Origin of the sequence: Methylobacillus flagellatus KT (assembly GCF_000013705.1) — a bacterium.
In the GTDB taxonomy this organism is placed as follows: domain Bacteria; phylum Pseudomonadota; class Gammaproteobacteria; order Burkholderiales; family Methylophilaceae; genus Methylobacillus; species Methylobacillus flagellatus.
Genome location: NC_007947.1, coordinates 1931896 through 1955499, shown reverse-complemented (window position 1 = coordinate 1955499; position 23604 = coordinate 1931896). Strand labels below are relative to the sequence as shown.

At 57.9% G+C, this 23604-nt stretch carries 24 protein-coding genes and 3 tRNA genes; 16 read left to right on the top strand and 11 right to left on the bottom strand.

The window, feature by feature from the left end:
- The first annotated feature begins 96 nt into the window (after positions 1-96).
- Complete coding sequence (locus MFLA_RS09295; protein ID WP_011480037.1) at positions 97-603, top strand: DUF3016 domain-containing protein; 507 nt, start codon at positions 97-99, stop codon at positions 601-603.
- Here MFLA_RS09295 and MFLA_RS09290 read toward each other — a convergent pair.
- Complete coding sequence (locus MFLA_RS09290) at positions 587-1888, bottom strand: sigma-54 interaction domain-containing protein (protein WP_011480036.1); 1302 nt, start codon at positions 1886-1888, stop codon at positions 587-589. The genes MFLA_RS09295 and MFLA_RS09290 overlap by 17 nt on opposite strands.
- 195 nt (positions 1889-2083) lie before the next feature.
- On the opposite strand from MFLA_RS09290, the gene MFLA_RS09285 reads away from it, so the two are divergent.
- The 6 genes from MFLA_RS09285 to MFLA_RS09260 are packed head-to-tail and all read left to right on the top strand — an operon-like array spanning position 2084 to position 6345.
- Positions 2084-2770: an MBL fold metallo-hydrolase gene (locus tag MFLA_RS09285; protein WP_011480035.1), complete on the top strand. Its 687-nt coding sequence runs from the start codon at positions 2084-2086 to the stop codon at positions 2768-2770.
- Positions 2771-2814: 44 nt separating this feature from the next.
- A complete protein-coding gene (locus MFLA_RS09280; RefSeq protein WP_011480034.1) occupies positions 2815-4479 on the top strand; it encodes a bifunctional protein tyrosine phosphatase family protein/NAD(P)/FAD-dependent oxidoreductase in 1665 nt (554 codons plus the stop codon).
- Between the two features lie 40 nt (positions 4480-4519).
- Entirely contained in the window at positions 4520-4708 is a 189-nt protein-coding gene (locus tag MFLA_RS09275) for a YgaP family membrane protein (RefSeq protein WP_011480033.1), read from the top strand.
- A 5-nt stretch (positions 4709-4713) separates the two neighbouring features.
- Positions 4714-5136 carry a YeeE/YedE family protein gene (locus tag MFLA_RS09270; protein WP_011480032.1) on the top strand — a complete coding sequence of 141 codons (423 nt, stop codon included), beginning with the start codon at positions 4714-4716 and terminating at the stop codon, positions 5134-5136.
- A 7-nt stretch (positions 5137-5143) separates the two neighbouring features.
- The gene (locus tag MFLA_RS09265) at positions 5144-5569 is read left to right on the top strand and encodes a DUF6691 family protein (protein ID WP_011480031.1); all 426 of its coding nucleotides are present in this window, start codon (positions 5144-5146) and stop codon (positions 5567-5569) included.
- Positions 5563-6345 (top strand): sulfite exporter TauE/SafE family protein, encoded by a 783-nt coding sequence (locus MFLA_RS09260; RefSeq protein ID WP_229407043.1) that lies wholly within the window; start codon positions 5563-5565, stop codon positions 6343-6345. Before MFLA_RS09265 ends, MFLA_RS09260 begins: the two co-directional genes overlap by 7 nt.
- A 37-nt stretch (positions 6346-6382) precedes the next feature.
- Here the strand turns inward: MFLA_RS09260 and MFLA_RS09255 are convergent, their stop codons facing one another.
- Complete coding sequence (locus MFLA_RS09255; protein WP_011480029.1) at positions 6383-6913, bottom strand: TIGR00645 family protein; 531 nt, start codon at positions 6911-6913, stop codon at positions 6383-6385.
- A gap of 54 nt (positions 6914-6967) precedes the next feature.
- Positions 6968-7813, bottom strand: a complete 846-nt coding sequence (locus MFLA_RS09250; RefSeq protein ID WP_011480028.1) for a 23S rRNA (adenine(2030)-N(6))-methyltransferase RlmJ — start codon at positions 7811-7813, stop codon at positions 6968-6970.
- A 173-nt stretch (positions 7814-7986) separates the two neighbouring features.
- Between MFLA_RS09250 and MFLA_RS09245 the strand changes: the two genes are divergently transcribed.
- The 7 genes from MFLA_RS09245 to MFLA_RS09215 all read left to right on the top strand — a co-directional run bounded on the left by MFLA_RS09245 (position 7987) and on the right by MFLA_RS09215 (position 12006).
- A complete protein-coding gene (locus MFLA_RS09245) occupies positions 7987-8964 on the top strand; it encodes a cation diffusion facilitator family transporter (protein ID WP_011480027.1) in 978 nt (325 codons plus the stop codon).
- A gap of 41 nt (positions 8965-9005) precedes the next feature.
- Complete coding sequence (locus MFLA_RS09240; RefSeq protein ID WP_011480026.1) at positions 9006-9191, top strand: tautomerase family protein; 186 nt, start codon at positions 9006-9008, stop codon at positions 9189-9191.
- Positions 9192-9251: 60 nt separating this feature from the next.
- On the top strand, positions 9252-11051 hold the full coding sequence (gene uvrC / locus MFLA_RS09235; protein WP_011480025.1) for an excinuclease ABC subunit UvrC: 1800 nt from the start codon (positions 9252-9254) through the stop codon (positions 11049-11051).
- Positions 11051-11617, top strand: a complete 567-nt coding sequence (gene pgsA, locus MFLA_RS09230; RefSeq protein WP_011480024.1) for a CDP-diacylglycerol--glycerol-3-phosphate 3-phosphatidyltransferase — start codon at positions 11051-11053, stop codon at positions 11615-11617. Before uvrC ends, pgsA begins: the two co-directional genes overlap by 1 nt.
- Before the next feature lie 60 nt (positions 11618-11677).
- A tRNA-Gly gene (locus tag MFLA_RS09225) sits at positions 11678-11753 on the top strand.
- A gap of 77 nt (positions 11754-11830) precedes the next feature.
- Positions 11831-11904, top strand: a tRNA-Cys gene (locus tag MFLA_RS09220).
- Positions 11905-11930: 26 nt separating this feature from the next.
- Positions 11931-12006, top strand: a tRNA-Gly gene (locus MFLA_RS09215).
- Between the two features lie 131 nt (positions 12007-12137).
- Here MFLA_RS09215 and MFLA_RS09210 read toward each other — a convergent pair.
- The gene (locus MFLA_RS09210) at positions 12138-12932 is read right to left on the bottom strand and encodes an SDR family NAD(P)-dependent oxidoreductase (protein ID WP_011480023.1); all 795 of its coding nucleotides are present in this window, start codon (positions 12930-12932) and stop codon (positions 12138-12140) included.
- A 285-nt stretch (positions 12933-13217) separates the two neighbouring features.
- The gene (locus MFLA_RS09205; RefSeq protein ID WP_011480022.1) at positions 13218-13829 is read right to left on the bottom strand and encodes an NAD(P)-dependent oxidoreductase; all 612 of its coding nucleotides are present in this window, start codon (positions 13827-13829) and stop codon (positions 13218-13220) included.
- A gap of 143 nt (positions 13830-13972) precedes the next feature.
- On the opposite strand from MFLA_RS09205, the gene MFLA_RS09200 reads away from it, so the two are divergent.
- Positions 13973-14359 carry a winged helix-turn-helix transcriptional regulator gene (locus tag MFLA_RS09200; RefSeq protein WP_011480021.1) on the top strand — a complete coding sequence of 129 codons (387 nt, stop codon included), beginning with the start codon at positions 13973-13975 and terminating at the stop codon, positions 14357-14359.
- A gap of 118 nt (positions 14360-14477) precedes the next feature.
- Here MFLA_RS09200 and MFLA_RS09195 read toward each other — a convergent pair whose 3' ends face one another.
- From MFLA_RS09195 to MFLA_RS09185, 3 genes are all read right to left on the bottom strand, one after another.
- Positions 14478-15767: an NTP/NDP exchange transporter gene (locus MFLA_RS09195; protein ID WP_011480020.1), complete on the bottom strand. Its 1290-nt coding sequence runs from the start codon at positions 15765-15767 to the stop codon at positions 14478-14480.
- Between the two features lie 13 nt (positions 15768-15780).
- Positions 15781-16707, bottom strand: coding sequence for an aldo/keto reductase (locus tag MFLA_RS09190; RefSeq protein ID WP_011480019.1), 927 nt, complete (start codon positions 16705-16707; stop codon positions 15781-15783).
- Positions 16708-16977: 270 nt separating this feature from the next.
- Positions 16978-17211: a hypothetical protein gene (locus tag MFLA_RS09185; RefSeq protein ID WP_011480018.1), complete on the bottom strand. Its 234-nt coding sequence runs from the start codon at positions 17209-17211 to the stop codon at positions 16978-16980.
- A 309-nt stretch (positions 17212-17520) separates the two neighbouring features.
- Between MFLA_RS09185 and MFLA_RS09180 the strand changes: the two genes are divergently transcribed.
- The gene (locus MFLA_RS09180; RefSeq protein ID WP_011480017.1) at positions 17521-17847 is read left to right on the top strand and encodes a BON domain-containing protein; all 327 of its coding nucleotides are present in this window, start codon (positions 17521-17523) and stop codon (positions 17845-17847) included.
- A gap of 162 nt (positions 17848-18009) precedes the next feature.
- Here the strand turns inward: MFLA_RS09180 and MFLA_RS09175 are convergent, their stop codons facing one another.
- The 3 genes from MFLA_RS09175 to MFLA_RS09165 form a co-directional block, all read right to left on the bottom strand.
- Complete coding sequence (locus MFLA_RS09175; protein WP_011480016.1) at positions 18010-18648, bottom strand: LysE family translocator; 639 nt, start codon at positions 18646-18648, stop codon at positions 18010-18012.
- Positions 18649-18931: 283 nt separating this feature from the next.
- Positions 18932-20392, bottom strand: a complete 1461-nt coding sequence (locus MFLA_RS09170) for an efflux transporter outer membrane subunit (RefSeq protein ID WP_011480015.1) — start codon at positions 20390-20392, stop codon at positions 18932-18934.
- A 10-nt stretch (positions 20393-20402) separates the two neighbouring features.
- On the bottom strand, positions 20403-23591 hold the full coding sequence (locus tag MFLA_RS09165) for an efflux RND transporter permease subunit (protein ID WP_011480014.1): 3189 nt from the start codon (positions 23589-23591) through the stop codon (positions 20403-20405).
- Positions 23592-23604 lie beyond the last annotated feature (13 nt).

Below are 23604 nucleotides of genomic sequence, written 5' to 3'. Positions count from 1 at the left end.
TACTTGCGTATGGTGAGAATTGTTTCGCCGGCGCACTGTCTCTTGGTTAAGAGCAGGTAGAAAAGGGGACGGTAAGGTGAGCATAAGAATGCTAGCATGCTGGATAGTAGGATGGGTGGTGTTTGCAGTTCACGCCGGAGAAGCGTCACGGCCGCCGGTTGTCGTCGAGTACGTCTCGCCAGAGAAGTTTACAGATGTTCCAGCACCGACCATGGGCCGCCCAATCAGAATTATCTCGAGCAGCTCCGCAGACACGTGATGAAAAAAGCGGCTGTTTATCTTGCACTAGGCGAGCAATTGAGCATTAAGATCAAGGACATCGACATGGCGGGGGAGTTTGAGCCCTGGAATACCCCAGGTAACGATATTCGCATGATCCGGCATATCTATCCACCACGCGTCGAATTGCATTATCAGCTCAAGGATGCTGAAGGCAATGTGCTCAAGGAGGGGCAGGTGCGGTTGACTGAGCCGAATTACCAAATGCGCTCCGTACAGAACAGCCAGGATACCATGCGCTATGAGAAGGCGTTGCTGGACGATTGGCTGGCAAGTACCTTCTCTGGCCGTGCGACCAGGAAAGGGCTCAATCCAGAGTCTTGAGTTTCCGCCATAATGTTGTCCGGCTGATGCCCAAGGAGTGGGCGGCTTGCGATAGATTTCCGTGGTGACGCTCGATGGCCGCCTGGATTTCATGACGGTCTAATTGTCTGCGTGTCGCCGTATTTTTGGAGGCTGCCCTGCCTGTGTTTTTCAGGCCCAGTATTTCCGCTGGAAGATGCTGCATGTCTATCACGGCGCCGTCAGACATCACCCAGGCATAACTCAGTGCATTGCGCAGCTCCCGCACATTCCCTGGCCAGTCATATTGCATCAGGTGCTCAACAGCGGCTTGAGTAAGCTGCGGCACTAGTACGTCGCCTGCTTGCTCGTGCAATAGATGTTTCGCCAGCAGTGGAATGTCGTGCCGCCTTTCGCGCAGCGGCGGCAGGAAGATCGGAATGACGCGCAGCCGGTAAAGCAGATCATGCCTGAAACGACCTGATTTCGCCTCTTCGCGCAGTGCCCGGTGGGTGGCGGTAATGATGCGTACATCTGCGATATATCTGCGTTCGCTGCCCAGCGGAGTGAATTCACCGGTTTCCAGCACGCGCAGCAGCTTCGCCTGCAGGTCCAGCGGAATCTCGGCAATTTCATCCAGGAACAGTGTGCCGCCCCGCGCTTGCTCGAAAACACCCACGTGCTGGCGTATGGCGCCGGTGAATGCTCCTTTCACATGACCGAAGAGCTCGCTCTCCAGAATATTGGGGTTTAGGGCGGCACAGTTGATGGCAATGAAGGGCTGTCCCTTGCGCGTACTCTCCTCGTGAATGGCGCGTGCCACCAGCTCCTTGCCGGTTCCGGATTCGCCACGGACGAGTACAGGCAGATCGGTTTTGGCTACTCGGCCGATCATGGTGAATACATGTTGCATGACCGGATTATGGCTGATCATGCCATGGTAGGGTTTGCCGGGCACTGGCTGGGAGTCACCGGGACCCGGCAATGTAGGGTAGGCGATTAGTACGGCAATGCTACCATTGAACTCCCCATGGTCGTCGAACAGGGGCATAGTGTATTTCTTCACAACACGGGATTGGCCACCTGCAGTTTGTAACGTCAGGATGTGGCCGACCAGCCTGTCGTGCGGTGTGACTTCATAGGCAGCTTGGCAGCTTTCACAGTGACTTCCAGCCAGCCCTGCCTGGCTTATGGCGTCAACCGCAGGGAAGCCCAGCAGCCTCTCGGCGCCCGGGCTCCAGTAATGAATGGTGCAATCCCGGTTGACCATGATCACGGCGGCATCCGGCATGAGTTTGGCAATCTGCTGTGCTAGGGATAAAGGCATGGCGGGTATGATTTTATGTGGTGTTTCATTCTTATATCATGAAACAGGATGAACTTGTTTCATTTTTACTTTTGAAACATATGGTGGCATTGGTGGATATATTGGTTATTGATTTATAAGGTAAAAATTTTGAGTGTCCGCGTGGCCCCTTTTTTGCTGACAATATGAAATCCATTGTTTCTCGAGGGGTAAGTTATGTTCAAGCAATTTTTCGAGCCCGAGAGCTCAACGTATACGTACTTGCTGGGGTGCGACAAGACCAGACTGGCTGTGCTGATTGATCCCGTGGCCTCTGAAGTGGATACTTATATTGCCGAGCTGGAGTCAACTGGTTGCAAGCTGGTGTATACCATGGAAACACATGTGCACGCCGACCATGTGACCGGTGCCGATCTACTGAGGCAAAGACTGGGCAGCAAGAGCGTAGTGCACCGCGATGCAGGCGCCATGTGTGCGGATTTGCTGGTCACGGATGGCGTGCACTTGATCGTGGGAACCCTGGATATCGAAGTGCGGCATACTCCAGGGCATACCAACGGTTGCGTCAGCTATGTCTGTGGGGACAAGGTGTTCACTGGAGATGCGCTGCTGATTGATGGCTGCGGCCGCACGGATTTTCAGATGGGCAACGCTGGGCAGCTATATGACAGTATTCACCAGAAGATTTTTACCCTGCCGGATGATACCAAAGTGTATCCCGGGCATGACTATCACGGTAGGTTGCATTCGACAGTGGGGCAGGAGCGTCTGCACAATCAACGCCTAGGCAGAGGCCGCAGTCGAGAGGACTTCATTGCATTAATGTCCGAGCTCAAGCTGTCCTATCCCGGAAAGATTGATATCGCTTTACCTGCCAACCAGGCGTGCGGCAGACTATCCTGATCATTAAAGCATTTCAACGTTATTTGGACCCCATTAGAGCGAGCATGAAAATAGAAAAAATTGAAGCAGGATTCAGCGTCAGCGGGCAGATTTTCCCTCAGGATATCCCCAGGCTGGCCGCCGCCGGATTCAGGACGATATTGTGTCACCGTCCTGATGGCGAGGGGACGGACCAGCCTACATTCAACGAATTGGAGGCGCTCGCAAGGCAGGCCGGTATCGAGATGGCTTACCTGCCCGTGGAAAGCGGCAAGGTCTCGGATGATGATGTGCGGGCTTTTGCCAGCACCTATGCCGGAATGTCCAAACCCGTAATGGCGTATTGTCGTTCAGGCATGCGCGCAGTCACATTATGGGCATTGAGCCAGGCGCCAGTCCAGGGCTTGCCTGCAGTGCTTTCCGCAGCCAAGTCTGCCGGTTATGATTTGAGTGGCATTACCTACCGCCTAGCTGGCGGCAATGAAGTACCGGCCCATGTCAGCCATCACCAAGTATTGATTGTCGGGGCTGGCGCGGCGGGCATTGCTGTCGCCTCCAGCCTGCTGTCGCGTCATCCCGGGATTGATATTGCCATCATAGATCCGGCGGAAATCCATTATTACCAGCCAGGCTGGACCATGGTGGGTGGTGGCATATTTCGTCCAGAAACCACTGTGCGCACGATGGCTTCAGTCATCCCCGCTCAGGCCAAGTGGATCAAGGCGGCGGTGGCAGCTTTTGAGCCAGAGCATAGTCGTGTCCTTTTTGAAGGCTGCAAGCTTATTGCTTATGACGTGCTGGTGGTATGTCCCGGTATCAAGCTGAACTGGCATGGAGTGGAGGGGTTGGTGGATACGCTTGGCGAGAATGGGGTGACATCGAACTACCGCTATGACCTTGCACCCTATACTTGGCAGCTCGTGAGCCAGATGAGGCGCGGCAAAGCTGTGTTTACTCAGCCGCCTATGCCGATCAAGTGTGCTGGCGCACCGCAAAAGGCAATGTACCTATCTGCCGACCATTGGCGGCGTGCGGGCTGTCTGCACGATATCAGCATTGAGTTCTATAACAGCGGCCCCGTGCTGTTTGGGGTAAAGGAATATGTTCCGGCTCTGATGGAGTATGTCAAACACTATGGTGCACAGCTTCATTTTGGTCACCGGTTGACCAAGGTTGACGGCAAGGCCAAGCGGGCCTGGTTCGCGGTGACGGACTCCGAGGGGGGGCAGGGCAGCCTGGAGGTGGAGTTCGACATGCTTCACGTGGTGCCGCCTCAACAAGCACCGGATTTTGTGCGTGCGAGTCCTCTGGTGGACGCGTCCGGATGGCTGGATGTCGACCAGTACACCTTGCGCCACAGGCAGTTCGCCAATGTATTCGGCCTCGGTGATGTCACCAACGCTCCGAATGCCAAGACAGCCGCCGCTGCGCGCAAGCAGGCGCCGGTTGTGGCGGAAAATGTGCTGGCAGTGCTGTCTGGTCATGAAATGCAGGCAGTTTACGATGGCTATGGTTCATGCCCGCTGACGGTGGAGCGCGGCAAGATCGTGCTGGCAGAGTTTGGCTATGGCGGCAAACTGCTGCCGAGTTTTCCGCGCTGGTTCATTAACGGGCAGCGCCCGTCGCGGCTGGCATGGTGGCTCAAGGAAAGGATATTGCCACCCGTGTACTGGAAGGCCATGCTCAAGGGGCGCGAGTGGCTGGCTAGCCCGGCAAGGCAGGATCGCTGAATAACGCGGTCATTGGGTCGATAAACGAGTAGGAGTCGAGATGAATATCAATATAGGGAGCGTCGACCGGGTATTACGCATATTGGTTGGCTTGGCATTGATTGGTTGGTCGGCGTTTTTTCAAGGGCCGTCCTGGGCATATGTTGGCATCTTGCCTTTACTGACCGGGCTGGTACGGTGGTGTCCGGCATATGCTGTGTTTGGCATTGCAACCTCCAAAGGAAAGTGAGAGTGATGGTTACCTGGGCGCATATTACCCCTTTGGAATCGCTGGCGGGCGGTGTATTGATCGGACTGGCGGCAGCGCTGCTATTGATCATGAACGGGCGTATCGCCGGTATCAGCGGCATTCTCGGCGGACTGCTCAACGCATCATGGTCAGCCAATGCCTGGCGGCTTTGCTTTCTTGCTGGCTTGGTGGGGTCTCCCTGGCTGTATTCTCTATGGTCGGCCATGCCTGAGGCCACTGCTCCCCGGGATATCCATGTACTGGTTCTGGCTGGCATACTGGTCGGGTTTGGTACCCGGCTTGGTTCCGGCTGCACCAGTGGTCACGGTGTATGTGGCATGGCAAGACTGTCACCACGCTCTATGATTGCCACCTTGGTTTTCATGGCAGCTGCGATGCTGACTGTGTCAATTTATCCCCCTTGGTGAGGTAGCTATGCATCTGATAACAGCATTGCTGGCTGGGCTGGTGTTCGGCATCGGCTTGATCACCTCCGGCATGACCAACCCTCAAAAAGTGCTTGCCTTTCTCGATGTCACGGGGGCGTGGGATCCTTCTCTGGCATTCGTCATGCTGGGCGCCATTCCGGTGATGGCACTGGCATATCGACTTATGCGGTTACGGCAGCAGACCTGTTTGCAACAGGATGTGCTTATCCCAGCCAAGCGGAAAATCGATGCCAGCCTGGTGGCTGGGGCGGCTATATTCGGTGTGGGGTGGGGCTTGGCAGGCTATTGTCCCGGACCTGCATTGGCCAGCCTGATGAGTGGGCTGGATGGTCCTGTGATTTTTTCTCTGGCCATGATGGCGGGCATGCTGCTGCACCACCTGTTTGATAGGAAATGGGGAGGGCCGTGCTGACCCTTTGTCTGTTGGGCGCAGCCGTCGGACTGCTTATGGGAGCAACCGGTGCTGGCGGTGGTATTCTTGCCGTGCCATTGCTGGTGTTTTTTACGGACATTTCCTTGACGGCTGCTGCGCCCGTGGCGCTCACCGCCATCACGGTAGCTGCTGGGGTGGGAGCGGTTGCTGGCTGGAAAAAAGGCGTAGTACGCTATCGCTCTGCATGCGTGATGGCGGGGCTAGGTATCCTGATGGCCCCCTTGGGGTTGTGGCTGGCGCATCACCTTGACAATCGTACACTGACCTTCGCGTTTGCATGCGTCTTGGCGTTCGTGGCAGCGGAAAACCTGGTGCAGAAAAAACAACGCAACCGTCCCGGCGATCCGGCGTGCATGATTGATCCAGCCACTGGCCGCTTTCGCTGGACCAGTCGATGCTCGTTCTGGCTGATGAGCGCAGGAAGCCTTGCTGGTTTCCTGTCGGGCCTGGTTGGAGTGGGGGGAGGTTTTGTGATTGTGCCGGCACTGAATAGGCTGTCCAATCTGGACATGCACTCCGTCATTCCCACCTCGTTGGCGGTGATCGCTCTGGTTTCGCTCTCTAGCCTGGGCAGCGCATTGTTGTGGGGAAGCTTCGATGCCTGGCTTGCCCTGCCTTTCGTCGCTGGATCCGTGTTAGGGATGGCGGCTGGGCGGAGGCTGGCTGGTTATCTTGCTCCCGCATCGTTGAAAAGAAGCTTTGCCTTTGTCGCTGCTGCCGTGGCGATGGCGATGATGATGAGGGCAATCTCCTGAAGTGAACAGCCCTCCAGTTCTGGAGGGCAAGAGGGGATCAGTGAGCTTTTGGGGCACCCGAGTGCGACATGATGCGGTCTATCCAGGCGATGGAGACGGCTGAGGCAATGAAAGCCATGTGGATAATGGTTTGCCAAATCAGGGTTTTTTCGTCCAGGTTTTCGACATTAATGAAAGTCTTGAGCAGGTGGATGGAGGAAATGCCAATGATGGACATCGCCAGTTTTACCTTGAGCAGGTTGGCATTGACATGTGACAACCAGTCCGGCTCGTCAGGATGGCCCTTGATGTTGAGGCGTGAGACGAAGGTTTCGTAACCGCCAATGATGACCATGATCAACAGATTGGAAATCATCACCACATCGATCAGGCCCAACACCATGAGCATGATGTCGGCTTCTTGCAGTTGCGGCAGGCGTTCGATCAGGTGTGCCAGCTCTTTCATGAAATGGATGACGTAGATCACCTGTGCCGCGATCAGGCCCAGATAGAGCGGCAATTGCAGCCAGCGGCTGCCGAACAGAATAGCGCTCAACGGACTCATTTTGGGTTTGGGCTGGGGTTGCATGCTTGTTTCCTTTCTTGCTGGATAAAATAATTCAGTAGCCTGGGGAAGGAATGCTCAGGGAATATGGTGCTGCAGTGTATATCCGGCACCATCATCCAAAGCCAGCTTTTCCGCCAGGTATGGCAGGGTTTGCGCCAGGAGGCCGGGCAATGTCCACGGCGGATTGATCACGAACATGCCGCTGCCGTGCATGCCGAATCCATCTGCAGCCGGGCGATGGACAGTCAACGTGGCATGCAGCCAGCTGCCAACGCCCAGTTTTGCCAGGCGCCCTGTCAGCTGATCAACCTCGGAGCGCTGTAATAGCGGATACCACAGCAAATAGGTGCCAGTGGCAAAGCGTTGCAGGCTATCCTTCAATGCGTCGATCACGCGCTGGTAATCGTGCTTTTCCTCATAGGGCGGGTCGATCAGTACCACAGCTCGGCGCGGTGGTGGCGGCAACAAGGCTTTCAGGCCTGCAAATCCATCCTGTTGTTCGATCAGTACTTGGCGGCCAGCCGTCTTGAAGTGCTGCCTGAGCAGTTTGGTGTCGCTTGGATGCAATTCGAACAAGCGCGCGCGGTCGCCGCTGCGTAACAGCGCCTGTGCAATGGCGGGAGAGCCTGGATAATGCTTGAGCGTCTTGCCACGGTTGATGTGTTTGATCAGGTCAACGAAGGATTGCAGCGGGACAGGCAGGTCATGACATTCCCACAATTGCGCGATGCCATGCTCGAACTCCGCATTCTGGGTGGCATAGCCATGATCCAGGGCGTATATCCCGGCACCGGCATGCGTATCGATGTACCAATATGGCTTGTCCTTTTGGTTGGTGTAAGCCAGCACCTGGTGCAATATGAAATGCTTGAGGACATCGGCATGGTTGCCGGCATGGAATGCGTGACGATAACTGAGCATGGGTAAGGGTTGGCAAGAACTGGCCACATTATAAAGGACGGGCAGGGCTCTATCGTGTTTTATCCATGAAATTTCTTTCCCTGCTCATCATGAGACGCCGGTAAAGGCATGCAGGCAGATATTTATAGCTGCGGCTTTTTAATTGTGGTCATGCCTGCTAGCATTACACTCCTATGAGTGCTCATCATCATCACGATCATTCTCATGCACATGGTGGCGGCCAGCCCTCCCTGTTGCTTCCCTTGCTATTGATTGCGGGATTTGCCGTGGTCGAGGCGGTGGGCGGCTGGTGGACGGGCTCGCTGGCTTTGCTCAGCGATGCCGGCCATATGGTGTCGGACGCTTTCGCCCTTGCGCTTGCTTGGCTGGGCAGCTGGATCGCCCGCAAGCCTGCCACGCGCAAGCATAATTTCGGTCTGGTGCGTGCCGAAGTCATTGTAGCGCTGGTGAATGCCCTGCTGATGCTGGCAGTGATCGGCGGTATTGCCTATGAAGCCGTGCAGCGCATCGCCGATCCGCGCCCGGTGCAGGGCGGGGAAGTGATGCTGATCGCGTTTATCGGCATGCTGGTGAATATCGTCGTGGCTTTGATGTTACATAAGGGACACAGCAGCCTGAACAGCCGTGCTGCCTTGCTGCATGTGCTGGGAGACTTGCTTGGCTCAGTGGCGGCGATCCTGGCCGGTGCAGTGATTTATTTCACAGGCTGGATGCCGATTGACCCCATCTTGTCGATCTTCATCTCGGTACTGATCCTGGTATCCACCCTGCGCCTGTTGGGCGAAGTGCTGCATGTGCTGATGGAGGGTGTGCCGCTGCATCTCGATATCCAGGCAGTTGAGCATGCCATGAGCGCGAGCGACAAGGTGCAGGGCGTGCACCATTTGCATATCTGGTCACTTTCTTCCGAGAAAACTGCACTTTCTGCCCATATCGTGTTGGAGAATATACTGGATTGGCATGAGGTATTGAACAACCTGCGGCATATGCTCCATGAGCGGTTCAATATCGAGCATGTCACACTGCAGCCGGAGATCGGCAACTTGCACAGCGATGCCAGCGCCAATTGCTGGCTGACCAGCACCAATCATCGGCATGACCATGATGATGCGTCTGACCACCTCCATGGCCAGCCTGGTCATGCGCACTGAATGATTGGTGAATCTGACAACCCAAGCCAGGAGAGAAGCATATGCCCTATGTCGATATCAAGGTCGCGGGAACATTGACTCGCGAACAAAAGGCCAAGATTGCGGAAGAAATCACCGATACGCTGGAGCGTATCGCCAAGAAGCCCAAATCCTATACCTATATTACCTTCCATGAGGTGGCAGGGGAGAACTGGGCTGTGGCAGGCGAGCTGCTGGACAGCGATTGAACCCTGCTGCCTTGTTTCATTGAGTGGATGCTGCTGGCTGCGTGACGGCCACCAAATCTTATGTTCGACCCCAAACCGGTACTGAAAAATCTGCCCAACCTGCCTGGCGTATATCGAATGATCAACGCTCAGGATGAAGTGATCTATGTGGGCAAGGCGCGCGACCTCAAAAAGCGAGTCTCATCCTATTTCCAGAAAAACCTGCCGTCTGCGCGCACCCGGCTCATGGTGTCCAATATCGCGCGCATCGAAACCACGGTGACGCGGTCGGAAGCGGAAGCGCTCTTGCTGGAGAACAATCTGATCAAGGGCTTCATGCCGCGCTACAACGTGTTGTTTCGCGACGACAAGTCCTACCCTTATATCGCGCTGACTGGAGATACCTTCCCGCGCTTGGCTTTCCATCGTGGCGCCCAGCGCAAGGGCAGCAGCTATTTTGGCCCATTCCCCAACGCGGTGGCGGTGCGCGAAAGTATTCAGCTCCTGCAGAAAGTGTTCCGTCTGCGCACTTGCGAGAATACCGTGTTCGCCAACCGCTCACGGCCTTGCCTGTTGCACCAGATCGAGCGTTGCACTGCGCCTTGCGTGGGTTTCATCAGCGAAGAGGATTACCGCCGGGACGTGATGCATGCCAGCCTGTTCCTGCAAGGTAAGGAGCAGCAGGTGATGGACGAGCTTGGCGAGAAAATGAACGAAGCCGCCGAAAAAATGGAGTATGAGCTTGCCGCCGTTTACCGTGACCGCATCCAGAGCCTGCGCCAGGTGCAGGCCAAGCAATTCGTCAGCGACTTCAACGTCAGTGATGCCGATGTGATTGCCTGCGCCGAACTGGAAGGACAGTGGTGCGTGAATCTGGTCATGATCCGCGGCGGTCATCACCTGGGTGACAAAAGCTTCTTTCCCAAAAATGCTGACGGTGCCGACTTGGAAACGACGATGGAAGCCTTTCTCGAGCAGCATTACATGGCGGGCGCGATCCCTCCGCTGCTGATTGTGGGAGCCTCCCTGGAAACCGCTGCACTGGAAGAGGTGTTCAGTGAGCAGGCCGGCCGCAGAATCAGGATCAATACTCATCCCATCGGCGACAAGCGTGTCTGGCTCAAGATGGCGCATACCAATGCGCAACTTGCGCTGAGTCAGCGCATTGCGCAACAGGCCAACCAGCAATCCAGGCTGAATGCCCTGCGCGAAGCCCTGGGCCTGCCCGAGAGCACGGAGCGCATTGAATGCTTTGACATCAGCCATACCATGGGAGAAGCGACGGTGGCCTCCTGCGTGGTATTCGACAAGGGCGCCATGCAGAGCTCGGAGTATCGCCGGTACAATATCACCGGCATCACGCCAGGAGATGATTATGCCGCGATGCGCGATGTGCTGACCCGGCGCTACCGCAAAGTGGCCGCCGGGGAAGGCAAGCGTCCCGACCTAGTATTTATCGACGGTGGCAAGGGGCAATTGGGCGTGGCGGTCGAGGTCCTGAATGAAGTCGGCTTGCCGGATATCCAGCTGGTCGGCATCGCCAAAGGCGAGGAGCGCAAGCCGGGGCTGGAGCAGATGTTCTTTCCCGAGAGGGAAGAGCCGGTGAGCCTCAAGAAGGATCATCCCGGGTTGCACCTATTGCAACAAATCCGCGATGAAGCCCACCGTTTTGCCATCACCGGCCATCGTGCAAAACGTGGCAAGGCGCGCATGCATTCCAGCCTGGAAGATATCAGCGGCATAGGCGCCAAGCGCCGCAAGAGCCTGCTGACGCGGTTTGGCGGCCTTGATGGCGTCAAGAATGCCAGCGTGGACGAGATTGCCCAAGTGGATGGCATCAGCCATGCACTGGCGCAGAAAATTTATGAGGAGTTGCACTGATGGTCTGGAATGTCCCCAATAGCCTGACGGTGATGCGTATCCTGAGCATCCCGGTTTTCATCGGGATATTCTATCTCCCGGAAACGACCTTGCCCATGCATGATAAAAACGTGCTGGCGACGTTTATTTTTGCCTTTGCCGCCATTACCGACTGGTTCGATGGCTACCTTGCACGCGCACTCAACCAGACTTCCGCGTTCGGCGCCTTTCTTGATCCGGTCGCGGACAAGCTGATGGTCGCGGCAGCTTTGATACTGCTGATAGAGCTCGATCGCGTGGGGGCGGTGGTGGCATTGATCATCATTGGGCGTGAAATCGCGATCAGCGCCCTGCGGGAATGGATGGCCGGCCTGGGCGAGCGCGGCAGTGTTGCTGTGGCGTTCATCGGCAAGGTCAAGACCGCGGTGCAGATGGCCGCCATCCTGTTGCTGCTGTATTACGATCCCCTGGGACCATTGCATGTCAGTTTTTATGGTGAGGTACTGATTTACATTGCTGCATTTTTGACATTGGTGTCAATGGCTTATTATCTGAAGGCCGCGTGGCCGCGCATGAAGGCCGGCTGAGCGGGCTGAAATACGCTTGACACAGGTCTGAAAATCCTTAGAATAGCGCCTTCTTTCGATGCGGGAATAGCTCAGTTGGTAGAGCGCAACCTTGCCAAGGTTGAGGTCGCGAGTTCGAGACTCGTTTCCCGCTCCAGGATTTTAAAAGGAAAGTGGCTGCAAGCGCTTTCTTTTTTTATCAGGTGTCCTGAAGAGTGGCCTGATACTGTTTATGGCGCGATAGCAAAGCGGTTATGCCGCGGCCTGCAAAGCCGTTTAGGCCGGTTCGACTCCGGCTCGCGCCTCCAGGTAAATGATTTAGCTGTGAAGCAATGCGGGAATAGCTCAGTTGGTAGAGCGCAACCTTGCCAAGGTTGAGGTCGCGAGTTCGAGACTCGTTTCCCGCTCCAGAATAAAAAAGGACCTTTTATTAAGGTCCTTTTTTATTCCAGAATGCTATTCCCACTTGCTTGCAGTGAGTGTTTTGCATGAACAGCACGCACTTTGTAGCTATCCGATAATGGCATAGCTCGGGTTCGGATCAGCCTATTCCTTCCACAATCCCACCCTCGACCCGCAGGGCAGCGCCCGTGGTGGCACTTGATAGCGGTGAGGCTACGTAGACACACAGGTTGGCGACTTCCTCTGCTGTCGCGAAGCGGCGGATCAGTGTGGATGGACGGTTCTCGGTCAGGAATCGTGCCTCGGCATCCTCGGCGGGGATGCCGCGCTCCCTGGCAAAATCCGCAAGGAATTGACCAACGTTGTCAGTGCGGGTGGGCCCGGGCAAGACAGCGTTGGAGGTGACTCCCGTGCCGGCAAGCGCCTTGGCGTAGCCACGTGAAAGCGCTTGCATTGCGGCTTTGGAAACGCCGTAATGCACCATTTCCACCGGGATGTTCTGTGCCGATTCGCTGGAAATGAAGATCAAACGGCCCCAGCCTCTGTCCTTCATGCCGGGTGCGTAGTGGCGGGAAAGGCGTGCGGCGCTTAAGACATTGACGTCGAACAGCTTCAGCCAGTCATCATCTTCCAGATCGAACAGCGGTTTTGCGCCATAGATACCCAGATTGTTGACCAGGATGTCTGCCTGCGGCACGGCACGCACGAGCGCCGCGGCTCCTTCTGGCGAGGCCAAGTCAGCGGCAATGCCTTCAACGCTTCCTGCCGTGGTTCCGGCCTTGATTGCTGCAACGGCTTTATCTACCGCAGCCTGAGTGCGCCCGGTCACGACTACCCGCGCACCTGCCTTGGCCAGGCCGTCGGCGATGGCGAAGCCGATACCGGCTGTCGAACCTGTGACGATAGCGGTCTTGCCCGTAAGGTCGATGATCATGATTTTCTCCTGTATTTAACTTAAATGCGGTTGCGGCGCATTCTTGTCCATCCGCGAGTCTGCTTGACGACAGTCTTGCCTATAACACCATGTACAGGCGTCATATCGTGTCATGCGGGTAAGGGAAGAGGGTGATGTTCATCGAGCCCTGGTGGCCCCGAGGTTGCAGCTCGGTGAAGGGTGGTATGCAAGCCTCATGATTGTTCGTCCTGCATGGAATCAATTGCCATCAGGATGGACGCGAGGGTAAGCAGTGCCTGCCGAGTTTGCGCCTCATGACCTCAGTCAGTAGCCTACCGTGAAGCGCTGGCGCGAATGTGCAGGGTTTTCGATTTCATCCACCAGGGCGACGGCGAAATCCTCAAAAGAGATGCGGCTGCCTTGCTCATTCGACAGCAACTGGTCGCCGCCAAGGCGGAACTTGCCAGTGCGTTCACCCGGTACAAACTCTGCCGAAGGAGATAAAAAGGTCCAGTCCAGCTCTTTTTCCTTGCGTAGTATGTCGAGGAATTCTCCACCTTTACTGGCCTCGGGGCGATAGGCGTCGGGAAAGCCTGGCTGGTCGATCAGCCGTTGGCCGGGAGCGACCTCAAGACTGCCGGCGCCACCCACTACTAGATAGCGTTTGACACCGGATGCGCGTACGGCCTCGATGAGCGTGCGCGGGTCAGTGGCGGTGAACTTGACTGCGCTGATCACCGCATCATGGGCAGTCAGCAACTTGGCCAGGCCTTCCCTGTCGTTGGCGTCTCCGGTTTTGGCGGTTACATTGGGTAGTGCGGGGATTTTCTCCGGATGGCGGGCGATCGCGGTGATGGTATGGCCGCGGTCAGAGAGTTCCTTGAGGATGCGCGAGCCGGCCTGTCCGGATGCGCCAATGAGTGCAATGCGTGCCATTATGGATTCCTTTTGATGAGTGAAACTAAGTAACAAAAATAGACTGTTCAGAGCTGGGATGGTACATTCGTCATTAACCTGAAACAAGAAGTCAGTTTATTGCGACTGAGTCACTCTGAGGTGACCTTTACTGTAGGGATATCATGTCATCGAGTCATACCGAAGATCCTATTGAGCTTGAGCAGCCATGCCCTATCCGCGATGTGCTGGATAGGATAGGTGATCAATGGAGCTTATTGATACTTGAAGCGCTGGCCCTGCGCACCCTGCGTTTCAACGAGCTTCACCGTGAGATCGGCGATGTGTCGCGCCAAGTGCTCTCGCGCACACTAAAGCGGTTGGAAAACGATGGTTATATCAGCCGCACGGTGTATGCCGAAGTGCCACCCCGCGTCGAGTATGCGCTGACCGGACTTGGCAGATCCTTTCTTGAACCCATGCAGAAGCTGATCCAGTGGGCGGAGGACAATCACGAGGCTATCTGTCGGTCACGCAAGCAACGGCAGGCTTTGCGGGAGCAGGTTCAGTAGAGCCCGTACCGTAGCCACGTGCTGCAGCATCTCCTGTTGTGTGAAGATGTGGCTGAAGGGCCGTCATTCTAGTCATTAGGGTGCCTGTCGTGCAGACACCGATTGCACAGGCGACTTGCTATTGTGCACTCACGCCTTCTTTTGCTTCCAGGCGTTTTTGTGTCCGTCCCAGCAACAGCCCATTGCCTGCCCATATCAGGGCAAGAACGCTCCCAAGCAGCATCGCCACAGCAGGCTGGCCTGCCAATAAATCAATACCGTGCTTGACCCAACCGCTGACGGCATCGCCAGCGCGGTATACAACGGTGTCGATGAAGTTCTTGGCCTTGTATTTTTGCTCGGGGGAAACCGAGGTATATAACATCTCACGGCCTGGGCGCACGAATGCATATTCACCGGCGCGGCGTACCACCATGATGACGGCAAGTACTGCGAACACGGGTGCCAGTGCCAGCCAGAGAAATCCGGCGGCGATTGCTACAGGCACCGCCACCAGCAGCACGCCTATGCCAAGGCGTTGGGCGATGCGGCCGGTGAGGAAGAGCTGGGTCAGCAGCGCCAGCGACTGCACAACGATGTCGATGATGCCGAACACCTGGGTTTGCTGGATGCGGTCCGGAAAGGTTGATTCCACTAGGCGTGCCTGCTCAAAATAGAGGAACGTATTGGCTGTCGCCAACAAGATGACGAAAGCGGCGATGCCAAGCAGGTATGGCGAGCGGAATACTGCAACTGCACCTGATAGCGGATTGCCTCCCAATGGCTGCGAGCGGAGGAGTCCCTCGTCCGGCGCGAGCGGGAGGTAGTCGCGCCAGCGCTGCAGGACGCTGCCCGCCACTGCGCTGCCCCCGAGCATCAATGCCGATAGCGCCAGCAACCCGGCATGGCCGAGCATCCCGACCAGGATTGTTCCCAGTAGCGGCCCGGCAAGGCCGCCAAGGCTGGCGCCTGCCGCCATCAGCGCAAACAGGCGCTTGGCCTGGGCGCTGGAAAAGACGTCGGCCAGGACGCTCCAGGCCAGCGAGATGGTCAACATATTGAATACCGACAGCCAGATATAGAATGCCCTCGCCAGCCATGGATCGTCAGGCCGCCATGCCATGCCTGCGGCAAATGCAAGCAGATTGACGGTGAAGAAGCCGTAAGTCCAAGGCAGAATGTTCCGACGCTGTGCCTTGGAGGCAATCCAGCCGAACAGCGGCAGCACGGCAAGTGTGGCGATGAATGTGCCAGTGAACAGCCATTGCAGGTTGCGCACGCCGCCTGCAATGCCCATGGTCTCGCGTACCGGGCGCAGCATGAAATAGCCTGCGAATAGCAGGAAGAACATGAGCAGGCCAGCCAGCACTGCTGGCGCCTCCTGTTTTTCCACGTTGAACAGCCGGCTGGCTAGCGAGGAGATGCGCATATGGTGCGCTGCCTCAGCCGACCGTGTCGATCAGGGATTGCCGCTGCGCTTCGGTCAGGATGGGCCCGCTGCCAGCCTTGAGGTTGTCGCTCTGGCGCTCCGGCTTGCCGGTGGCAGGGATTACGGTGGTGACGGCAGGGTGGCTCAGGGCAAACCTGAGGAAAGCTTGCGCCCATGAGGTAATCCCGACTTCGGCGGCCCATGGCGGTAGCGCTTTGCCCTGCACCCTGGAAAACAGGCGTCCGTCCTCAAAAGCGCGGTTGACCAGTACCGCCACGCCTAGCTCCCGCGCCACTGGGAAGACTGTTTGCTCTGCGTTGCGCGAGACGACGGAGTAATTCACCTGCAGGAAGTCCGGCTTCACCTTGCGCACTACCTCGGCAAGCTCGTCATGACTGCTGTCCAGATAATGGGTGAGCCCGGTGTAGCGGGTCTTGCCCTGGGCCTTGAGTTCCTTGATCACTTCGAACTGGGTACGCCAGTCCCGCAGGTTGTGCACCTGAAGCAGCTCCACCTTGTCCGTGCGCAACCGCTTGAGCGAATCCTGGAACTGCGCCAGCCCGGCCTCACGGCCAGAAGTGCCGATCTTGGTGGCGAGGAAGGCGCTGGAGCGCAGTCCCAGCTCTTCAAGCAATTGCCCGATGACTTTCTCTGCTGTGCCATAGGAGGGGGCGGTATCGATCACAGTGGCGCCGCCCGCGAAGAACCGCCGCAGTACTTCACGCAAGGGGTCGAGTTCGGCGGCGCTATTGCCAACTTCGAAGCTGCCGGAACTACCCATGCCGATCACGGGCAAACGCTCGCCGCTGGACGGAACAACGCGAGTTTGCATGATCCCCGATTGGGTTGGGGATAACGGATTGGCAAATACATGGCGGGCGAGGACAATGCCTGCGCTAGCCGCTGCAAGACCTGAGAGGAAACTGCGTCGGGATAGCATGGGAGCTCCTTATCAGTTGGGGTATTCCGGAGTTTAATTTGAGTGCTGGAATAAATAAATGCTACCAGGCACACGAGATGCTGAAACATCCAAGCAAAGCATAACTCCTTATCTTATGCCGGAGCAGAAGAGTTAGCGCAGTTAACAAAGCTCAGGGAGGCAGACGGCTAGGGGTCTCTACCGCACGCAGTGCAAGCGGTTGGTGAAGCAAGGCAGCAACGTTAGGGACGTGGTGTTGGGTGCGCTTCATTGCTCATGATGCAGGAGGCATCACATCGCCGACATGCGGTTGATGGGGATATGGGGGAGCCGCATGATCTTGTCAATGGCGAGACGGGCCAGTGCCCAAGCGCGTTCCTCGCGCATCTGTTCCCTTTCCTGCTCGCTATGGGGCAGGAACTGGCCGCCAAACGTCAGGGAATGGCGCACGGTGTTGTTCTCATTCATATAGGCTTTGACGACATCTTGCACACGCTCTTCGCGGCTCTTGTATAACGAGGGCATCGCTTATCCTTCTACTCCTGGTTGGACTCTTCCGGTTCAAGTTTTGATGACGGAAACAGTTTTTCATCTTACATGGCGCTGCCCCGCCTGTGCCAAGCGATTTGCGCTTAAAGCGGCGAGCCAAATTCCCCTGGTGTCGATGTGGCGCCTTGCCATATGGCTTGTACTGACTGCCGCAGAATGCCCAGCCGAACGCGATTCATCACGCGTGTTTGCGAATTCCTACATGCGCTTCGGAATAGGAAGACTCTTATTCCCGGGAGAGCCAAGTTTAGGATGATGGGATCAAATCAAGTTTGAGGATAAGACATGCGCTTATGCACATATTCGTTGCTGATACTGGCATTGTCCTTGCCGTTGCACGGTCACGCCGAGGATAGCGCATCCCTGACTACCTATGCGGAAGAGTCAGCCACCACTGGCAAGGTGAAGGCCGCGCTCGCTCGCGATCAGGTGCTGGCGGCGCTTGATATCAAGGTGCGGTCGGATGACCTAGGCGCCGTGCACTTGAGCGGCACCGCAAGGTCGCAAGCCGAGGTGAGCCAGGCGACCCTCGTGGCACGCAGCGTCAGTGGGGTGGTGTCGGTACAGAATGATATCGTGATCGACAGCCCTGATGACCCCAAGCGGAAGTAGCGGTGGCCAGTACCATTCGGGGTTAGAATGTGCGGGTTAGTGCCGTGAATAAGGCAGTAAGCCTGCATGCAGGCCGATGAGCCGTCATTGACCCAGTGTGACTCTGCCGATATAGATTGGGCGCACTAACCACTTGCCGTGATGCTGCGCATGGTCGATGAGTCAGCGCTGTGCGGCTGCCAGCTTGGCAGCAAGCCCGATGAATACGATCCCTGCGACCCTATTCATGGTCTTGATGGCTTTGGGCGAGCGTCGCAGCCAATGGCTGAGTCGTCCTGCGGTATAGGCAATCAGGCTGAAGATCATCAAGGCGGTCATCATGAACAGCCCGCCGAGCTGCAATATCTGGAGCGCCGCTGGCCCGGCGCCTGCCTTGGCGAATTGAGGGAGGAAAGCCAGGAAGAACAGCGCGACTTTGGGGTTGGTGATGTTCATGAGGATGCCGCGCCTGTAAAGTCCTGTCAGGTTATCACGGCCAGCGCCGGCCGGTCCTTCGCTGGCGACCGGGGTGTCCATGCCCGACGTGAGTGCACCATATGCAAGGTAAAGCAGGTAGGTGGCCCCAAGAATCTTGAGTGCGGTGAAGGCGGCGGCCGATGCCTGGAAAATAGCAGCGACGCCAAATGCGACAGCCGCCGTGTGCACGACCAGGCCGGTGCACAGGCCCAGCGTCACGGCGATGCCCTTGCGCGCGCCGCCGGCAGCTGACTGCATCAGGACGAACAGGTTGTCGGGGCCAGGCACCACAGCAAGTACCGCGGATACTGCGATAAACTGCAGCGCCGTATCGATTGAAACCATGCTGATCTCCTTTAAAACGGGCTAATAAACTCTCCAGGTGCTGTTGCCAGTCATTGTCGTCCGCTTAAATATGTCTGTACCTGGGTCAATGTGCTTGGCCAGAGCCACCTGGCTGAGTTTGTTCGCCATCATAAGCTGCCCGGCGGGTAATCTGCCACAAGGATTGTTGAATGGATGCTGCGCATTATCGCAACATCATCCTTGCCAGCCAGAGTATCACTTTGCCCAGGATGGTTGTACAAGGCCGTGCCTGGCTGCCATGGTCCAGCCAAGGCCGCTGGCGTCATTTTGATGCAACGAGTGGCGCACCCTCCCAGCTGCCGCCCAGCGCGCGGATCAGGTTGACCGTGGCGCGGGCGCGTTCTCCGTCCAATTGCACAGTGACACGCTTTTGCTGCAGCAAGGTGCGATCCGCATCGATTACCTCGAGATAGCTCACCAGCCCTTCGCGGTAGCGGCTCTGGGCGAGGTGGCTGGCGCGTTGCGACGAGGCAACGGCCGTGTCCTGCACTTCGGACTGGTTGTCGAGGATGCGCAGGCTGGCCAAGTTGTCTTCGACCTCGCCAAAGGCGTTGAGCACGGTCTGCCGGTATTTGGCGACGTCTTCCTCATAGACGGCGCGTGCGCGTTCCAGCCCGGCTTCACGGCGGCCGCCGTCAAAGATCGGCATTGAGAGCATGGTGCCGATCAAGGGGCCAAGCAGGAAGGTGCGGTTGGACCACTCGAACAAGCTGCCCAGCTCGGAGGATTCATAACCGAGTGCGCCGGTAATGTTGAGGCGTGGGAAGTAGGCCGCCTTGGCGACACCGATGCGCGCATTCGCTGCCGCCATCGCGCGTTCAGCGGCGGCGATGTCTGACCGGCGCTCCAGCAATGAGGAGGGCAAGCCGGCCGGTACATTGATACTGATGCGTTGCAGTGGCAGTGCTGCCAGGCTGAATTCCGTAGGGGATTTACCCAGCAGGATGGCGAGGGCATGTTCGGCAATCGCGCGGCGGCGCGTCACGCCCAGTTCCTCCGAGCGTGCAGCCGCCAGCTCGGACTTGGCGCGGGCCAGTTCCAGTTCACTGATGTCGCCGGCGTCGTAGCGGTGTTGCGTCAATTGCACAGTCTGCTCGCGGAGCTTGACGGTGTGCTGGTAGATGACACGCTCGGCATCCAGCTCTCGGATGGTGAAGTATTGTTGCGCCACATCCGCCTGCAGGGAAAGCAGGACCGAGCGCAGCAGGGCAACACTCTGTTCCGCATCGGCCTGGGCGGCATTGACCAGCGAGGATACGCGACCGAACAGGTCGGCCTCGTAGGCGAACTGCGCCTGCGCACGCCACAATGTCTGTTCGCTGCCGTTCCCGGTGCGCTGTGCGTCCGGCGATATCCGTTGATGCCCGGGGCTGATGCCGCCGCTCAGTTGCGGATAGCGGTTGGAACGCTCGTCCTTGAACAAGGCGCGGGATTGTGCCAGCCTGGCGGTGGCGGCCTGCAGGTTCTGGTTGGCGGCCAGGGCCTCGTCCTCCAGGTTGTCCAGGGTGAGGTCGTTGAAGACCTGCCACCACTGACCGCGGTGGTTCAATTCCGCCGGCTCGGCAGTCTTCCATTGGCCGGACTGTTCGCCTGTCGCGCTGAGACTGGCTTCCTTGAATTGCACCGGCGTTACCACCTGGGGCTTTTCATAGACCGGGGCCACCGAGCATGCTGCCAGCAGCAGCGTGGCGGTCAATAGCGATAATGTCTTGGTCGGTTTCATGTGTTGCGTCCTATATCAAATGGCTGGCGGCTGGGCCGACAACATGGGGTTCGTGCTTGGTGGCCGAGTGCAGCCGGCGGCCTCCGCTCAGCTTGCGCAACAGCACGTAGAACACGGGCGTGAGGAACAGGCCGAACAGGGTCACGCCCAGCATGCCGAAGAACACGGCGATACCCATGGCATAGCGCATTTCCGAGCCCGCGCCGCTGGAAGTCACCAGCGGTACCACGCCCATGATGAAGGCGATGGAGGTCATGAGGATGGGGCGTAAACGCAAGCGGCTGGCCTCGATGGCCGCCTTGACGATGCTGCTGCCTTGCAGCTCCAGTTCGCGTGCGAACTCGACGATGAGGATGGCGTTCTTCGCAGACAGCCCGACCAGCACCATCAGCCCGATCTGGGTGAAGATGTTGTTGTCCCCCTTGGTCAGCCACACGCCCGTGAGCGCCGCCAGGATGCTCATCGGCACGATGAGGATCACCGCTAGCGGCAAGGTCAGGCTCTCGTACAGTGCGGCCAGTACCAGGAACACGAGCAGAACGCTGATCGGGAACACCCAGATACCGGCATTGCCCGCGAGGATCTGCTGGTAGGTCAGGTCGGTCCACTCGAACTTGATGCCGGGCGGCAGGGTCTGCGCGGCTATCCTTTCCACTGCCGCCTGGGCCTGCCCGGTGGAATAACCTGGCGCTGCCCCGCCGTTGATGTCGGCAGCGGTATAACCGTTGTAGCGCACCACCATTTCCGGGCCGTAGGTGGGTGTCACCCTGACCAGCGAGGACAGTGGCACCATGTCGCCCGCCATATTGCGCGTTTTCAGCTGCAGGATGTCCTCGGCCTTGGCGCGGTAGGGTGCATCGGCTTGCGCGCGCACCTGGAACACGCGACCGAAGCGGTTGAAGTCGTTGATGTAAAGTGAGCCGAGGTAGATCTGCATGGTGTCGAACACTTCGGTCACCGGTACGCCCAATTGCTTGGCCTTGGCGCGGTCCAGGTCCACGTTCAGCTGCGGCACGTTGATCTGGTAATTGGTGAACATCGGGCCGAGTTCCTGCGCCTTGGAAGCCCCGGCAACGAAGGCGTTTACCGCCTTGTCCAGCTCGGCATAGCCCAGCGCCCCCCGGTCCTCGATCTGCAGCTTGAAGCCGCCGATGGTGCCCAGGCCCATGACCGGGGGCGGCGGGAACACGGCGATATAGGCGTCCTGTATCTGGCCGAATTTCTCGTTCAGCGATTGTGCAATCGCAGCAGCCGACAGTGCCTTGTCTTTACGTTCGCTGAACGGCTTGAGCGGGGTGAAGACGATACCGGCGCTGGAACTGTTGGTGAAGCCGTTGATGGAGAGGCCAGGGAAGGCGACCGCATTTTCCACGCCGGGCTGCTGCAATGCGATCTCGCTCATGCGGCGGATGACTTCCTCCGTGCGTTCCAGCGAGGCGCCACTGGGCAGCTGGGCGAAGCCCACCAGGTATTGCTTGTCCTGCGCCGGTACGAAGCCGCCGGGCACGGCGAGCGACACGCCCACGGTCAGGCCGAGCAGCACGGCATAGACGCCCATGGCTGCGCCCTTATGGTTGATGATGCCCTTGATGCCCTTGCCGTAGCTGTCGGAGGCACGGCTGAACATGCGGTTGAACCTGGCAAAGAAGCCGCCCAGCCAACGGTCCATGAAGCGCGTGAGCCAGTCCTTCTTGTCGCCGTGGCCCTTGAGCAGCATGGCGGACAGGGCGGGGGACAAGGTCAGGGAGTTGAACGCCGAGATCACGGTGGAAATGGCGATGGTCATGGCGAACTGCTTGTAGAACTGCCCGGTGAGGCCGGTCATGAACGCCAATGGGACGAACACCGCAATCAGGGTCAGCGCGATGGCGATGATGGGCCCGCTCACCTCGCGCATGGCCTGGTAGGTGGCATCGCGCGGACTCAGGCCCGATTCGATGTTGCGCTCGACGTTTTCCACGACGACGATGGCGTCATCCACCACGATGCCGATCGCCAGCACCATGCCGAACAGCGACAGCGCGTTGATAGAGTAGCCGAACGCCAGCATCAGCGAGAAAGTGCCGATGATGGAGACCGGGACCGCCAGCAATGGGATGATGGATGCGCGCCAGGTTTGCAGGAACAGGATCACCACCAGCACCACCAGGGCGATCGCTTCCAGCAGCGTGGTCACCACGGCGCGGATGCTGGAGCGCACGAACTGCGTCGGGTCGTAGACAATATGGTATTCCACCGATTCGGGGAAATCGGCGGCCAACTCCTTCATGGTGGCGCGCACGGCATCAGAAATCGCCAGCGCGTTGGCGCCGGGTGCCTGGAAGATCGGAATGGCGACCGCAGGCTTGTTGTCCAGCAAGGAGCGCAGGCCGTATTCGGAGGCGGCGAGCTCGATGCGCGCCACGTCGGACAGGCGCGTGATGGCGCCGTCGGCGGAAGTCTTGAGGATAATCGCAGCAAATTCCTCCTCGGTCTTGAGGCGACCCTGGGCATTGACTGACAGCTGCAACGGCACATTGTTGGGCGACGCGCCGATCACGCCGGCCGCCACCTGCACGTTCTGCTCGCGGATTGCCTGCACCACGTCGGATGCAGTCATGCCGCGCTGGGCGACTTTCTGCGGATCGAGCCAGACGCGCATGGCGTAGTTGCCGGAGCCGAACAGGCCGACCTCGCCCACGCCCTGGATGCGCGCCAGCCTATCCTTGACGTTGATCACGGCATAGTTGCGCAGGTAAGTCATGTCATAGCGGTTGTCCGGCGAGGCCAGGTGCACCACCATGGTGAGGGTGGGCGAGCTTTTCAGCGTGGTGAGGCCCAGCCGCTGCACGTCGGGCGGCAGCCTGGGCAATGCTTGGTTGACACGGTTCTGCACCAGTTGCTGTGCCTTGTCCGGGTCCACGCCAAGCTTGAAGTTGACGGTGATGGTGAGGTTGCCGTCGCTGTTGGCCTGCGACTGCATGTAGATCATGTCTTCCACGCCGTTGATGGATTCCTCCAGCGGCGAAGCCACCGCCTCGGCGATCACCTTGGGGTTGGCGCCGGGGTATTGTGCGCGTACCACCACGGAGGGCGGCACGACTTCGGGATATTCCGAGATGGGCAGCTGGAACATGGCCAGCGCTCCGCCCAGCAAGATGAGCATCGACAGTACGCCCGCAAAGATCGGGCGGTCGATGAAGAATTTTGAGATGTTCATTTATAAGTTCTCC

Coding starts and splice junctions, on each gene's coding strand:
- MFLA_RS09295 (WP_011480037.1), top strand. CDS start 97: ATGCTGGATAGTAGGATGGGTGGTGTTTGCAGTTCACGCCGGAGAAGC.
- MFLA_RS09290 (WP_011480036.1), bottom strand. CDS start 1,888: ATGCCTTTATCCCTAGCACAGCAGATTGCCAAACTCATGCCGGATGCC.
- MFLA_RS09285 (WP_011480035.1), top strand. CDS start 2,084: ATGTTCAAGCAATTTTTCGAGCCCGAGAGCTCAACGTATACGTACTTG.
- MFLA_RS09280 (WP_011480034.1), top strand. CDS start 2,815: ATGAAAATAGAAAAAATTGAAGCAGGATTCAGCGTCAGCGGGCAGATT.
- MFLA_RS09275 (WP_011480033.1), top strand. CDS start 4,520: ATGAATATCAATATAGGGAGCGTCGACCGGGTATTACGCATATTGGTT.
- MFLA_RS09270 (WP_011480032.1), top strand. CDS start 4,714: ATGGTTACCTGGGCGCATATTACCCCTTTGGAATCGCTGGCGGGCGGT.
- MFLA_RS09265 (WP_011480031.1), top strand. CDS start 5,144: ATGCATCTGATAACAGCATTGCTGGCTGGGCTGGTGTTCGGCATCGGC.
- MFLA_RS09255 (WP_011480029.1), bottom strand. CDS start 6,913: ATGCAACCCCAGCCCAAACCCAAAATGAGTCCGTTGAGCGCTATTCTG.
- MFLA_RS09250 (WP_011480028.1), bottom strand. CDS start 7,813: ATGCTCAGTTATCGTCACGCATTCCATGCCGGCAACCATGCCGATGTC.
- MFLA_RS09245 (WP_011480027.1), top strand. CDS start 7,987: ATGAGTGCTCATCATCATCACGATCATTCTCATGCACATGGTGGCGGC.
- MFLA_RS09240 (WP_011480026.1), top strand. CDS start 9,006: ATGCCCTATGTCGATATCAAGGTCGCGGGAACATTGACTCGCGAACAA.
- uvrC (WP_011480025.1), top strand. CDS start 9,252: ATGTTCGACCCCAAACCGGTACTGAAAAATCTGCCCAACCTGCCTGGC.
- pgsA (WP_011480024.1), top strand. CDS start 11,051: ATGGTCTGGAATGTCCCCAATAGCCTGACGGTGATGCGTATCCTGAGC.
- MFLA_RS09210 (WP_011480023.1), bottom strand. CDS start 12,932: ATGATCATCGACCTTACGGGCAAGACCGCTATCGTCACAGGTTCGACA.
- MFLA_RS09205 (WP_011480022.1), bottom strand. CDS start 13,829: ATGGCACGCATTGCACTCATTGGCGCATCCGGACAGGCCGGCTCGCGC.
- MFLA_RS09200 (WP_011480021.1), top strand. CDS start 13,973: ATGTCATCGAGTCATACCGAAGATCCTATTGAGCTTGAGCAGCCATGC.
- MFLA_RS09195 (WP_011480020.1), bottom strand. CDS start 15,767: ATGCGCATCTCCTCGCTAGCCAGCCGGCTGTTCAACGTGGAAAAACAG.
- MFLA_RS09190 (WP_011480019.1), bottom strand. CDS start 16,707: ATGCTATCCCGACGCAGTTTCCTCTCAGGTCTTGCAGCGGCTAGCGCA.
- MFLA_RS09185 (WP_011480018.1), bottom strand. CDS start 17,211: ATGCCCTCGTTATACAAGAGCCGCGAAGAGCGTGTGCAAGATGTCGTC.
- MFLA_RS09180 (WP_011480017.1), top strand. CDS start 17,521: ATGCGCTTATGCACATATTCGTTGCTGATACTGGCATTGTCCTTGCCG.
- MFLA_RS09175 (WP_011480016.1), bottom strand. CDS start 18,648: ATGGTTTCAATCGATACGGCGCTGCAGTTTATCGCAGTATCCGCGGTA.
- MFLA_RS09170 (WP_011480015.1), bottom strand. CDS start 20,392: ATGAAACCGACCAAGACATTATCGCTATTGACCGCCACGCTGCTGCTG.
- MFLA_RS09165 (WP_011480014.1), bottom strand. CDS start 23,591: ATGAACATCTCAAAATTCTTCATCGACCGCCCGATCTTTGCGGGCGTA.